This window comes from Polynucleobacter sp. AP-Capit-er-40B-B4, from assembly GCF_018882245.1.
GTDB lineage: Bacteria > Pseudomonadota > Gammaproteobacteria > Burkholderiales > Burkholderiaceae > Polynucleobacter.
Genome location: NZ_JACVOV010000001.1, coordinates 289,213 through 301,649, shown reverse-complemented (window position 1 = coordinate 301,649; position 12,437 = coordinate 289,213). Strand labels below are relative to the sequence as shown.

Below are 12,437 nucleotides of genomic sequence, written 5' to 3'. Positions count from 1 at the left end.
AAAGATTTATAACAGTTTATTAAGTAGGGTCCGCATTTCTAAAATGGTCTCGGAGGGAGTAAGGCCAATGGGGCCAAACCCTTTGGTTACCAAGCTATCTGCTGCGCTAGCATGAAGTTCAACTGCAATCCCGGTTGCCTGCCATAAATTGATTTGATGGCGCACGCCTTGGCCAGCGATGGCAGCAATACTTCCTGTTAGAACATCGCCCATACCTCCGGTTCCCATGCCGGGATTACCAGCCAGGCATTGCGCTGGAGGATGTTCTGGAGACGCAATCAGGGTATGTTGCCCTTTGAGAACTACGATCGATTGCGTTAATTCAACAAGTTGTTGAATGGTGCTCACGCGATCTGACTGCACTTTGTCGGTCGTGGACTGTAAGAGTTTTGCCGCCTCCCCAGGATGTGGTGTGAGAACGGTAGAGCCGGGAAATTGTTGGTTGCGAATCTGAAGTTGCTTAAGTAATCCAGGAGATTCGCTGATGAGATTGAGGGCATCAGCATCAATTACCAGTGGAATACTTGGATAGGACAGTACTGCGTGCAAACAGCAAGATGCCAACTCTGATTTACCGAGACCTGGGCCAATAGCAATCACATCAGGTCTGGCAGCGGTAAGGCTTGCTTGAATACCCAATGTAGCAAGACGAATCATGAGCTCGGGTTGGCTGGCATCAGCACGTGCCGATGCTGGGTCTAGCATTTCTAGAATAGTCCAGCCTGCACCTAGATGTAAGCAGGCATTACCAGCCAAAATTAGTGCTCCGGCCATACCGGGTGCGCCGCCAATTAAAACAACTTTACCGGCATTGCCTTTATGTTCTGCAGGCTCACGCTTGAGAAGCTTAATTAGCTTCAATGTATCGAGTGTGGCTGGAAGAGGGTTCATTTGATTAGTATCGCTCTGATTGCAAAGCTCTTGAGCTAATTATAGGAAAGAGTATGCTGATCATATGAAGATTCAATTTCTTGGTGCGGCGGGCGAGGTAACAGGCTCACGCCATTCGGTTGAAGTGATGCTCTCTGGAAAGCCTAGGCGTTTTATGGTTGACTACGGCATGTTCCAGGGTGGTCGCGAGGCAACCAATAAGAACCTCGAGCCCTTGCCGTTTGCACCTAAAGACCTCGACTTTGTAGTGCTCACACATGCACATATTGACCATAGTGGTCTACTCCCTCGTTTATGCGCACAAGGTTTTTCTGGGCCAATCTACTGCACTAAGGCCACCTTTGAGTTGTTAAAAATTCTTTTGTTGGATAGCGCGCATTTGCAGCGTGCCGATGTGGAACGGGCAGAGAGAAAGAAAAAAGCAGGTAAGTGGCATGGAGAAATGCCGGTTGCGCTTTATTCCCGGGAAGAAGTTGAGATGACGCTGACCCAGTTTGAGCCTTTGGAGTATGGGGAGTCAGTGGAAATAGCCCCGAGTGTACGACTGGAGTTTCGTAATGCTGGACATATTTTGGGTTCGGCTATTGCGGTCATAGATATCACTGAAGATGGGCTCGAGAAAAAACGCTGCGTGTTTTCAGGGGATATTGGCATGAAGGGTAAGGTCCTCATGCCCGATCCTGATTTAATTCAGAAGGCTGATGTTGTTGTAGTTGAGTCAACTTATGGTGATCGACTCCATCGTAGCCTGCAAGATACCGAAGATGAGTTGGTGGAGGTTATTACTTCCACAATGACTGCGCATGGCAATGTGGTGATGCCAGCATTTGCTGTCGGTCGAACTCAAGAAATACTCTTTTTATTGATTGACTTGGTGAGAAGGGGGCGCCTACCCCATTTAAGTATCTGGGTGGACTCACCGATGGCTACGGCAGCAACTCATCTCACCCAGCACTTTTTTGCACAGTTAGATGGTCAGTCGCAAGCAACCTTTGAGTGGTACAAAAATAATCCAGATGCGGTGGATCTTCGTTTTATTGCAGACGTAGAAGAATCCAAGGCGTTGAATAAGCTTAAGGGTGGCGCCATCATTATTTCTGCTAGCGGCATGTGTGATGCTGGCCGCATTGTTCATCACTTGGTCAGTAATTTGCCGCGCTCGCAAAATGCAATTGTGATTACCGGGTTTCAGGCATACGGCAGCCTTGGTAGGCGCTTGGTTGATAAGGTGCAGAAAGTGCGCTTATTTGGCGAGGAGGTGCCTGTTAAAGCCTCAATACATACCATTGGCGGCTTATCAGCTCATGCTGATCAGGCTGGTTTGCTAGATTGGTTGAAGGGATTTGAAAAAGCGCCGAGCACCGTCTTCGTAGTGCATGGAGAACCAGAGTCTTCATCGGTGCTGGCCGAATGCATCAGAGATGAATTGCATTGGAGTAATGTCATCATCCCTGAGCGTTTGCACACCTATGAGTGCTAGATAATAAATTTAGTCAGCTACTTTTGCGCCTTGAATGTTGTGGCGATTCATGGCATCAGCAATGAAGTCAGATTGTTTTAGCTCTTTGATGACATTACTTAAGTAGGCGGTAGTGTCCTCATAGTGAGTGCGAGCCTTCGGAATGCCAATTGCCTGATTGATCACCATAAAGCGTCCGGGTAACATGCGCAAACCCTCGTAGCGTTTTGCATCACTCTCAAGCTGCTGTTTTACCCCTGCAGCTATATTTCCCTGGCCTGACATAAAGTCGTCCACGACAGCTTGTGAGCTGGCGGCGCGGAGCAGGGTAGCATTCTTGATCTCACGGGACAGGTAGAGGTCATAGGCACTGCCTTTACCAACCACGATTTCATTACCAACAGCATCTACCTCTTCATTGTTATTGATGGTTGAATCGGCTTTGACCATATAAGCCCCTTCAATCTGAATGTAGGCTGGGGTATAGCTAATATCGGCGCCACGCACTGGATCAATTGCTACAAATACCAAATCGATTTCCTCGGCCTTAACTGCGTCTACTGTGGCACCAGCTGTTTTAAAGGGAATGAGTTCTACCGGCAGAGAGATTCTCTTTCCAATCTCATTTGCAATATCAATCGTTACGCCATAAAGACGTTTTGTATTGGGCTCCTCATTTGCAAGAATTGGGTTGCCTAAATTGATGCCGACACGCAAGGTTCCAGTTGGAGCAAAGGAAGTGAGGGTAGAAGAGTCGATGGTTTTCATATCTACAAAAAGTGGGGATAAAAAAACCGCGGCGGACCGCGGTTTTATATGCAGAAGAAAGAATTACTTCTTAGCGTCAGCTGCAGGAGCTGCTGGGGCTGCTGCAGGAGCGGCAGGCGCATCTTTCTTTGCATCTTCCATGTGCGCAGCTTCAGCACCATGCTTTTCACCGCCCATATCAATGTCGCCGTCGCCTTTGATTAGTAAATAGGCGGTGGCACCAATTAAGACTAGTACCATAATGATAATTGCACGGTTGCTCATTGCTTTTCCTTCGATTGGATTGAAATTACATCAATATTAACTCGGGATGGGCTCTGGGTAAATCCCGATAATCCCTAGAAGCCCGTATCCTTGGTTGAACTAGGTATTAACACTTATTTTGGACGCGAGTTAAGATGGTCCAAATTACCCCAAAAGGTTGCCATATGAGTCCAAAGCTGCCCATTCATAACTCGCAAACGATCACCGAGTTTTTAAATCTACATCAAGGTCAAATCTCAGAGCAAGACTCTGATGACTCTTATAAGTTTGCTTTTGATGATGAAGCCTTTTTGGCTCGTAGAGAAACTATGGGCATTCGATTTGAGTTGGAGTTGCTTAAACCTGAAGTGCTACTCAAAGAACATGGTATCGAGCACACGATTACAGTATTTGGTTCAACGCGTTTTGTGAGTGAGGCAGAAGCATTAGTCCTCAAAGAAAAGGCCAAGACTACAGACGAGATAGCAGCTGCTAATAAAGCGTTATTGCATAGTCAATATTACGAATCCGCTCGTCAGTTTGGTGCTCTAGTTGCTTCCTACAATGCAACACAGAAAAAAGACTCTAACAAGTTGCATATTTGTACGGGCGGCGGCCCTGGCATTATGGAGGCTGCTAACCGTGGTGCATTTGAATCGGGCGACAAAACCATTGGTTTTAATATCAGCCTTCCTAGAGAGCAGCACCCAAATCAGTACATCAGCCCTGGTTTAAGTTTTCGTTTTCATTACTTTGCTCTGCGTAAGATGCACTTCATGTTAAGGGCAAGAGCAATCGTGGCCTATCCAGGAGGTTTTGGTTCTTTTGATGAGTTATTTGAGGTCTTAACGCTTATACAGACCAAAAAGGTTGTGCCTATACCAGTGATATTGGTAGGAAATAGCTATTGGAATGAGATGGTGAACTTTAAGGGTATGGTGGAATTTGGTGTAATTGACAAAGAAGATATGCAGAGTATTCACTTTTCTGAAACGGCCGAAGAGGCTTGGCAGGTGATTCGAGATTGGTATCAGCTAGGCTAAGAAGGCGCCTGTAAAATCACCACTATGAATCCCTCGCAAGCCAATCTCGCCACATCTCTTGATCTTCCTGGTTATCTTCTGGGTGGGGCTATGCTCTTATTTGTTATGGTGTTTCATGGCGTAATGCTGCTCCAGATTGCTAAGCGCTATGAGGTTAAAACATTTTTGTATTTGGCTGAGAAAAAGTACTCTGCTGTAGCGCTCTGTTTTTATATCAGCGTATTTCTATTATTTCTAACGCACATTGCTGAAATACTCATCTGGGGTATTGCGTTATATGCATTCAAATTGCTGCTAGCATTAGGTCAAAGCATTTTATTTAGCGGTAGTACTTATACCGCGATGGGCTTTATGGAAGATATTCTTCCGGATGGCTGGAAAATGTTGGCAGTTATCATCGCTTTTTCTGGAATGTTTTCTTTTGCATGGACTGCATCGGTCATGATCTCGATGACTAAAAACTTCCGTCAGGCCTATACCAAGCTTCATATGAGAAAGCTAAAGATCTCATCCGACATCATCGATCGTTTTGAGTAATACATGAGTAAAACTTGGGATGCCATCGTTATCGGTGGTGGTGCAGCGGGCCTATTTTGTGCAGGCGTTGCCGGTCAATTGGGAAAGAGGGTGCTGGTACTGGATCACGCAGAAGTATTGGGTGAAAAAATACGTATTAGCGGGGGTGGCCGTTGCAACTTTACAAACCTGCACAGCAGTCCAGCCAATTTCTTATCCCTCAACCAGCATTTTGTTAAAAGTGCGCTTGCCAGGTATCCATCCTCGGAATTTATCAAGCTAGTTACTGCTTATAAGATTGGTTATCACGAGAAGCATCAAGGTCAATTGTTTTGTGATGACTCTGCCAAAGAAATTATTGAGATGCTGTTTGCTGAGTGTGCCAAGGGCAAAGTCACTATTCGTCATCCTGTCACGATTCAGTCTATCGCTCAAGATGGCGATGAGTGGACCGTGCATACCAATATGGGTATTGAAAAGTCGAAGTCAGTGGTAATGGCTACGGGTGGTTTGCCTGTTCCTGCTATTGGAGCCACTGCCTATTCTTTAGATATTGCAAAACAGTTTGGACTCAAGGTGGTCGACCCAAGGCCTGCTCTAGTGCCACTTTCATTTACTGCGGATAATTTTGGGAATCTCAATGAATTAGCCGGTCTGAGCGTTCCCGTCAGAATTGCTTCAGGCTCCAAGGGGCATCGTTATGGTGCCTGTAGATTCAATGAAGACCTGCTTCTCACTCACAAAGGCTTATCGGGTCCTGCAGTTCTCCAGGCAAGTAGCTATTGGGAGGAGGGTGAGCCGATTCATATTGATTGGTTGGGGGCAATTGAACGTCCCGGTGGATTTAATTGTGATGAACTCTTTAACAATGAAGAGAATCGCTTAAAACTTACTGAAACTATTCTGGCCTCTGTTTTGCCACAGCGCTTAGCTAAAGCATTTGCTGATCAAAAAGGCTTAACGGGTCGTAAGTGGGCGGAAGTTTCTAAAAAAGATCGACAAGCTCTCAAGGAGCTCATCACAAACTGGTCAGTCAAGCCTGCAGGTACCTTGGGGTGGAAAAAAGCTGAGGTAATGTTAGGTGGCGTAGATACCAAAGAGCTCGATGGGCAGACCATGATGTCGCGCAAACATCCAGGACTCTTTTTTATTGGTGAATGCGTTGATGTTACTGGTCACTTAGGTGGTCATAACTTCCAGTGGGCTTGGGCAAGCGGATTTGCTTGCGCACAAGCCCTATAAGTAGTGATGTAACCGAAGATTACTTTAACCTTTTCTTTTTTTCACGTGAGCGGATATTTAAAAGCTCCACGGATAGTGAAAATGCCATGGCAACGTAAACATACCCCTTGGGAATATGAACCCCCATGCCCTCTGCGATTAGGACTACGCCAACAACCGTTAGAAAAGATAGCGCCAGAACCTTTATGGATGGATGGCGATGAACAAAGTCCCCAATTGGCTTTGCTGCAACCAGCATGATGACTACAGAAGTTAATACCGCCGCAATCATCACGCTAATTTGATCAACCATGCCTACCGCAGTAATGACGCTATCTAGAGAAAAGATAATGTCCAGCAAGCCAATTTGCAAAACTGATCCGATAAACAAGGAGAGTAGTGTTTTGGCTTTCTTTTTTTCGCCAGATTCGCTATGCTCATCGCTATGATCGCCTGCCTCAACCTCAACATAAATTTCTTTTGAAGCTTTCCAGATTAAAAAGAAGCCCCCTAGCAAGAGGATGAGATCTCTGCCACTAATGGATTTGCCAGCAATATCAAACAGTGGTTCTGTGAGACCCATTACCCAGGAAAGGCTTAGTAACAATAGGATGCGGGTCACTAGCGCAAAGATCAGGCCAAACTGACGAACCTTTTCTCGAATCTCAATTGGGAGTCTGTTGGCGATGACGCTAATAAATATGATGTTATCAATGCCAAGAATGATCTCAAGAGCAGAGAGTGTTAAAAAAGCGATCCATGCGTTAGGGTCGCTAATAAGTTGTATGAAACTTTCAATCATTTTTTTCTTTTCTGAGATGGCCTTCAGGTAAAGTGTATCTAAATTTATTCAATGCAGTCTTTTATGCCAAACTCCATGCGGATCTATAGGGAATTGTTATTAGGCTTGATGCTATTTTTGGCAATTAATCCTGCTAAAGCCGTCTATCCCGATAAACCCATCAAGATCATCATTGGCTTTCCAGCGGGCGGCCCGTTAGATGCGCATATCCGTCTTTTCGTTGATAAATTGCAAACATCCTTAGGTCAAACGGTGATCGTGGATTACAAGGCTGGGGCAGGTGGTACGGTAGGCGCACAGTTTGTTATGCAATCTCCTGCCGATGGGTATACCGTTCTACTGGCCAATACGGGAACAATGGTGATTAACCCTGCGATTTATACCAAGTCACCTTATGACACCTTAAAAGATTTTCAACCTGTCGCAAGAACTGCGCAGCAACCGCTTGCATTGATTGTGAACAAGGATGTACAGGCCAATACGCTCAAAGAGCTGGTTGCTTATGCAAAAGCAAATCCTGGTAAGTTGAACTATGGATCGGCTGGCAATGGCGGTATCTCTCATTTGGTGCCAGAGATGCTTAAGAGTGAGACTGGAATATTCATGGTGCATATTCCCTTTAAAGGCAGCGCCCCTGCCTTTACTGATTTGATTGCAGGGCACGTTCAATTTATGGCAGAGTCTGTACCGCAGGCGGCCAATTACGCCCAGCAGGGGAAAGTTAAAGCCTTGGCTGTTACTAGTGCCAAACGGAATTCCGCCCTACCAAATACTCCGACTGTTATTGAAACCGGTGTAGCTAACTTGGATGTCGTAGGTTTTTATGGAATTTTGGCGCCAAAAGGTACGCCGCCTGAAGCGATCAATAAATTGAGCCAAGCTTTTAAGGAGGCTTTGGAATCGCCTGATGTTCAGAAAAAAATGATCGATCAAGGCGCTGACCCTGCTTACTTAAATGCCGAGCAGTTCGCTAAGTTTCTTGCAAACGAAATGCCGCGCTGGGCAAAAGCAGTGAAGCAAGCAGGCGCCAAGATTGACTAATTAGTTTGGTTGATTTCTCATCCAGTCTGCGGTGTTGAAAAATGATTCTTCAAGTTGTTTCGCAACGCTGCCTTCAATGCCGCATTCTTCCATGGCTTTATACATACACGCCAACCACTGATTGCGCTCTTTCAGGCCGATCTTAAATGGAAGATGGCGGGCTCTAAGCATGGGGTGTCCGTATTTGGGTGAGTAGATATCGGGGCCACCCATCCAGCCGGTTAGGAAAAACTTTAGCTTTTCTCGTGAGTTCGAAAGATCTTGGGGGTGCATCGTACGTAAATCACTAAAAACTGGCTCTAAAGCCATTAAATCGTAAAAACGATCCACTAATTCATCGATTTTGTCGATTCCACCAATACTGTCATATACGGATTTTCTTTCGGTCATCCTCTTATTTTAATGCCTGGAATCAGGGGAATTGGCAGCTCATCTAATTCGGTATAGAGTTAAGTATCAAAGTCTTATTAACCCTTGTTCATAGGAGCGAAAAATGGATGCAAAAGATCTACAAAAGTGGCAACAAGAAAAAGCCAAGGAATTGTTTGATTACTCGCACAAGCTGTTGGATGCAGCTAAACAATTAAGTGAGCATCACATTGCTGAAATGGAGTGGGGTATGAAAAATGCCCTCGATAGCGCTAAGTCAGCTGCAAAAAATGATTTGGCTAAGCTAAAAGACCTGCAAGAAGAAGCCACAAAAGAAGCCGCTAAGCGAGCTACGGTTTATCAAAAGAAGGTGAAATCAGTTCTCAAAGATATTGGTGAGAGTGCTGCCGATGAAACTGAGAAGCATCTTGAGAAAGTTCGCAGTTCATTAGTCAATTGGTTGGAAGACGCTGAAAATAAAATTCCAAGTCATGCTGACAAGCTATCTAAAGTTGTCAATGAAATGTCTACAACTGGGCAGAAGATGTTTAAAGAGGGTCGTCGTATTGTGAATCAAGTAGCTGACGCTGCTGAAAAGAATATCGATGACTTGGTTAAAAAATCCGGAGGCAAAAAGTAGTCTGATTAACAATCATCTCTACTAGCGCACTACAAAAACCGCCTCATTCCCGAGGCGGTTTTTTATTGCCAGCCCTGCAACCATAATTCGCTATTGGTGAGATCACGCCAAGCAATGAGCGTCGTTTTCTTAGAATAGACTGCCTCAATTTCAACAAATTCAATCTTGTCGCTGGGTGGTTCAGGAAGAATCACTTTGCTGACTAAAAAATGCTTCTGTTTGGCAATCGGCTTTACGGCCGTCCACTTGGTAAGTAATAATTTCTTGGGGCTGAGGCGATTCATAGATTAATTAGGCGCTGTTCTCTTTACAACGCTGCACATTGCAAGTCTTGATCTTGATTTATCAATAATCCAGTGGAGGGTGTAAATGTAATGCTGGATTGATTGGTTTGGACTGGGCATTTTTGATCAAAGTAACTCTGATTTCCAAGGCTGCCGCAATAGTCAAATATATTCCCCTGTAGTTCCATTTGAGCTTTTCGAAGCACCATAGGAATCTTGGTTTCCGTTTGAGAATTGCAACTCCAGCTTGTATAGGTTTCGCGTTCGCAGGCGCAAAGACTAAACAGAATAGATATGCAGGCAAGAGAGCGGACGGGGAATGGGCGGGTAAAAGGGCGCATTGCTCAAGAATAGTGATTTTTTCAATATTCTGCCCAAGATCAGAGTTTGGTATTAATATTTACTGCAGATCGTTTAAAGAACGTATCAGTATTAATAAAAACACTAATAAAAGATTAAAGGAGAAGCCGTGGATACAAATCGGAGAGATGCGCTTAAATTGGGTGCGTCCGCTGCCATGAGTGGTATGTTTATTTCGAATGCAATTGCTGCGCCTGATGGCCGTCAGCCTATTGTGGTTGAGCCAATGACAGGTAAAGCAGGATTTCGTATTGCTAACTACTTGCCAAAAATGGGTGCCACTTCAAGATTGGGTTTAGTAACCAATGATGGCATGGTCATAGATATTCCTGCTGAGGCAGTGCGCCAAAAAGTACAGCTTTCATTCGATCCAACGTCAACAATTTCATTGGCGGCCTCAGGCAATAGGGGGCTCTCTGAATTAGCGGCTTTGTTTAAGGGTCGCGGATCTAATTTGCAGAATGTAAATCAAGTGGTTTTGTTATCCCCAATTCCCAAGCCACAAAGTAATATTTATTGCGTTGGCTGGAATTACTTGGACCACTTCGACGAAGGCAAGGATAGACGTGCTGATCAGGGTGTTAAGGAATATCCAAAGGTGCCAGTACTCTTTACCAAAGGTGTGCAAACCATGAATGGACCTTTTGACTCCATTCCTTATGATGGTAGCTATTCCACTGCAATCGACTGGGAGGCTGAGCTAGCCGTAGTGATTGGCAAAAAAGGGAAGAATATTCCTGAAGAAAATGCAATGGACTATGTTTTTGGCTATGCTGCCTATAACGATACAACTGCTCGCGATGTGCAACAAAAGCGTCACTCAGGTCAGTGGTTCAAAGGTAAGAGCTTGGATGGTCACGGCCCGATGGGTCCATGGATTGTGACTGCCGGAGGTGTTAACCTAGACGACACGCGCATTATCTGTCGCGTGAATGGCGTTGAAAAGCAAAATGCCAGTTACAAGCAAATGTATTTCAAGATTCCAGTGGTAATTGCAGAGCTGTCACGCAGCTTGACATTGATGCCCGGTGACATCATTGCTACGGGTACGCCTGCTGGTGTTGGTTACAGTAGAAAGCCGCCAGAATTTTTGAAACCAGGTGACACTATGGAAACAGAAATTACCGGTGTTGGCATTATTCGTAACAAGATCGCCTAATTGCAGCAACTGAGCTGCAATTAGGTAAGCGGCAAGGGCGACTTAAGGCTTTATAGAACCCAGAAGTGATGGGTTCCGTCCTTGCTTAGCTGCTCCACTAGTCCAAACTCCCAGTCTAAATAGGCTTGCATAGCTGCCGGGTCAACGTTGGTGCCTTCATAAGGGCGCTTATAGCGATCAAGAGGTGGCGAGGCCAAATGACTTGCCCCCTTCTCAAGCTCTAACCCAGCCTTTACCCAAGCTGAATTTCCTCCTGCTAAAACAAGCACCTCCGCATCGGTGAGGGCTTGCAATTCTTGGGCAGCAAAAAGACTTAATTCGCTTGGCGAACTGGTGACGATATAGCGATCCGCCTGAGGGATTTTTTTCATCGCCTCGGCAAGTTCAGAGCGCAGGGCATACCAACTTCCTGGGATATGCCCTTTAACGTAATTAGCGTGCGTACTGAAATCGATTGCAATGGTGTTGCTGTCATTCTTGAGCCAATCAGAAACTGTGGCCGCATCTACGCTTTTTATTGTTGGAAGGTCTGGCAAAGGTGCTTGCCATGATCCTTTCTCTGTGAGATCGGAGGTGTGGACTCCATCGAGCACATACACATCCCAGGCCATTTGCGCCAACCAAGAGGCTGGCATATTGGCGCGTACTCCGCCACCACTAGGATCTGCTAGGACCACGCGGGCGCCACGAACTGGGGCAACCATCTCAGTCTCTTGAACAAGTTGTCCGCCTGGTACGGAGCGGAATCCAGGTAGATGGCCTGCCTCATATTCTTCTGGTGTACGTGTATCGAACAAATAAGTAGTGCGATCAGCTTGTGTTTTCCAGGTTTGGACATCTGCAAGACTGGCGCGTTTGACGCCAGCCCTATCGGCAACGCTGCGAGCACGTATCGCTGCTTCATTTTTTGTGTCGTCGCTTACCTCATGAAATTTTCTACTCTGGCCTTTGTCTAACTCTTGTCCGGCTAGTGTCCAGCCAATCGTGCCATTGCGTAGGGCATTCACTTCATTAGGGATGCCGGCGTTAATAAGTGATTGGGTGCCGATGATGCTGCGGGTTCTGCCGGCGCAGTTCACAATCACTTTAGTTTTAGGGTTAGGGGCCAATTCAGGCAGACGGAGAACAAGCTCAGCACCAGGCACACTAATTCCAGTCGGAATGCTCATAGTGTTGTACTCATCAAAGCGACGAACGTCTACAACTACAACATCCTCTTTGCTATCAATCAATTGTTTTACCTCTTGAGCTGATAAAGAGGGCGTATGACGCTTTGATTCTACAAATTCACCAAAAGACTTGCTAGGAACATTCACGTCCTTAAATACTTCGCCACCTGCTGCCTTCCAGCTCTTAACGCCACCTTCAAATACGGAAACATCCGTAAAGCCTAAATTGATTAAGCGCTGTGCCGCAAGTTGGGCAAATCCTTCGCCATCATCGAGAGTGACAATAGGCACACTCTTCTTTGGTAGCTTGGCGTATGCATCAATCTCAATTCTGGAAAGAGGTAGGTTGGCAGCAAAAAGAGGGTGCTCTTGTGCGTGCGGATCTTCTTCGCGCACATCTAAAAATGCAACCTCTTCCTTATTGAGGAGTTTGTTGCGAATAAAGGAATGGTTTTTAGTTTGAATGGTCATG

Annotated in this window: 14 protein-coding genes; 7 read left to right on the top strand and 7 right to left on the bottom strand. The window is 45.6% G+C overall.

What is annotated here, in order from left to right:
- Window positions 1–6: 6 nt before the first annotated feature.
- Window positions 7–891, bottom strand: a complete 885-nt coding sequence (locus tag ICN19_RS01390) for an NAD(P)H-hydrate dehydratase (protein ID WP_216245120.1) — start codon at window positions 889–891, stop codon at window positions 7–9.
- A gap of 64 nt (window positions 892–955) precedes the next feature.
- Here ICN19_RS01390 and ICN19_RS01385 point away from each other — a divergent pair, with 64 nt between their 5' ends.
- Window positions 956–2,371 (top strand): MBL fold metallo-hydrolase RNA specificity domain-containing protein, encoded by a 1,416-nt coding sequence (locus tag ICN19_RS01385; protein WP_216245119.1) that lies wholly within the window; start codon window positions 956–958, stop codon window positions 2,369–2,371.
- A gap of 9 nt (window positions 2,372–2,380) precedes the next feature.
- Here ICN19_RS01385 and ICN19_RS01380 read toward each other — a convergent pair whose 3' ends face one another.
- Together ICN19_RS01380 and ICN19_RS01375 are read right to left on the bottom strand one after the other, a co-directional pair.
- Window positions 2,381–3,118 carry an ABC transporter substrate-binding protein gene (locus tag ICN19_RS01380; protein ID WP_216245117.1) on the bottom strand — a complete coding sequence of 246 codons (738 nt, stop codon included), beginning with the start codon at window positions 3,116–3,118 and terminating at the stop codon, window positions 2,381–2,383.
- 63 nt (window positions 3,119–3,181) lie between these two features.
- Entirely contained in the window at window positions 3,182–3,382 is a 201-nt protein-coding gene (locus tag ICN19_RS01375) for a hypothetical protein (protein WP_068320974.1), read from the bottom strand.
- Between the two features lie 164 nt (window positions 3,383–3,546).
- Here ICN19_RS01375 and ICN19_RS01370 point away from each other — a divergent pair, with 164 nt between their 5' ends.
- Genes ICN19_RS01370 through ICN19_RS01360 form a run of 3 tightly spaced genes read left to right on the top strand, consistent with a single transcriptional unit; the run spans window position 3,547 to window position 6,162 of the window.
- Window positions 3,547–4,404 (top strand): LOG family protein, encoded by an 858-nt coding sequence (locus ICN19_RS01370; protein WP_216245113.1) that lies wholly within the window; start codon window positions 3,547–3,549, stop codon window positions 4,402–4,404.
- 24 nt (window positions 4,405–4,428) lie between these two features.
- Entirely contained in the window at window positions 4,429–4,941 is a 513-nt protein-coding gene (locus ICN19_RS01365; RefSeq protein WP_216245110.1) for a hypothetical protein, read from the top strand.
- 3 nt (window positions 4,942–4,944) lie between these two features.
- Entirely contained in the window at window positions 4,945–6,162 is a 1,218-nt protein-coding gene (locus tag ICN19_RS01360; RefSeq protein ID WP_216245108.1) for an NAD(P)/FAD-dependent oxidoreductase, read from the top strand.
- Window positions 6,163–6,181: 19 nt separating this feature from the next.
- Here ICN19_RS01360 and ICN19_RS01355 read toward each other — a convergent pair whose 3' ends face one another.
- Window positions 6,182–6,943, bottom strand: a complete 762-nt coding sequence (locus tag ICN19_RS01355; protein WP_216245106.1) for a TerC family protein — start codon at window positions 6,941–6,943, stop codon at window positions 6,182–6,184.
- Between the two features lie 63 nt (window positions 6,944–7,006).
- On the opposite strand from ICN19_RS01355, the gene ICN19_RS01350 reads away from it, so the two are divergent.
- A complete protein-coding gene (locus ICN19_RS01350; protein ID WP_370625103.1) occupies window positions 7,007–7,984 on the top strand; it encodes a Bug family tripartite tricarboxylate transporter substrate binding protein in 978 nt (325 codons plus the stop codon).
- Here ICN19_RS01350 and ICN19_RS01345 read toward each other — a convergent pair whose 3' ends face one another.
- Window positions 7,985–8,374: a group II truncated hemoglobin gene (locus ICN19_RS01345; protein ID WP_216245104.1), complete on the bottom strand. Its 390-nt coding sequence runs from the start codon at window positions 8,372–8,374 to the stop codon at window positions 7,985–7,987. It abuts the gene before it with no gap.
- A gap of 103 nt (window positions 8,375–8,477) precedes the next feature.
- Between ICN19_RS01345 and ICN19_RS01340 the strand changes: the two genes are divergently transcribed.
- Window positions 8,478–8,993, top strand: coding sequence for a hypothetical protein (locus ICN19_RS01340; RefSeq protein WP_216245102.1), 516 nt, complete (start codon window positions 8,478–8,480; stop codon window positions 8,991–8,993).
- Window positions 8,994–9,055: 62 nt separating this feature from the next.
- Here the strand turns inward: ICN19_RS01340 and ICN19_RS01335 are convergent, their stop codons facing one another.
- The gene (locus ICN19_RS01335; RefSeq protein WP_216231565.1) at window positions 9,056–9,277 is read right to left on the bottom strand and encodes a TIGR02450 family Trp-rich protein; all 222 of its coding nucleotides are present in this window, start codon (window positions 9,275–9,277) and stop codon (window positions 9,056–9,058) included.
- A gap of 469 nt (window positions 9,278–9,746) precedes the next feature.
- Between ICN19_RS01335 and ICN19_RS01330 the strand changes: the two genes are divergently transcribed.
- Window positions 9,747–10,796 (top strand): fumarylacetoacetate hydrolase family protein, encoded by a 1,050-nt coding sequence (locus ICN19_RS01330; protein WP_216245101.1) that lies wholly within the window; start codon window positions 9,747–9,749, stop codon window positions 10,794–10,796.
- A gap of 50 nt (window positions 10,797–10,846) precedes the next feature.
- On the opposite strand, the gene ICN19_RS01325 is transcribed toward ICN19_RS01330, so the two are convergent.
- Complete coding sequence (locus tag ICN19_RS01325) at window positions 10,847–12,436, bottom strand: rhodanese homology domain-containing protein (RefSeq protein WP_216245099.1); 1,590 nt, start codon at window positions 12,434–12,436, stop codon at window positions 10,847–10,849.
- Window position 12,437: the final 1 nt, after the last annotated feature.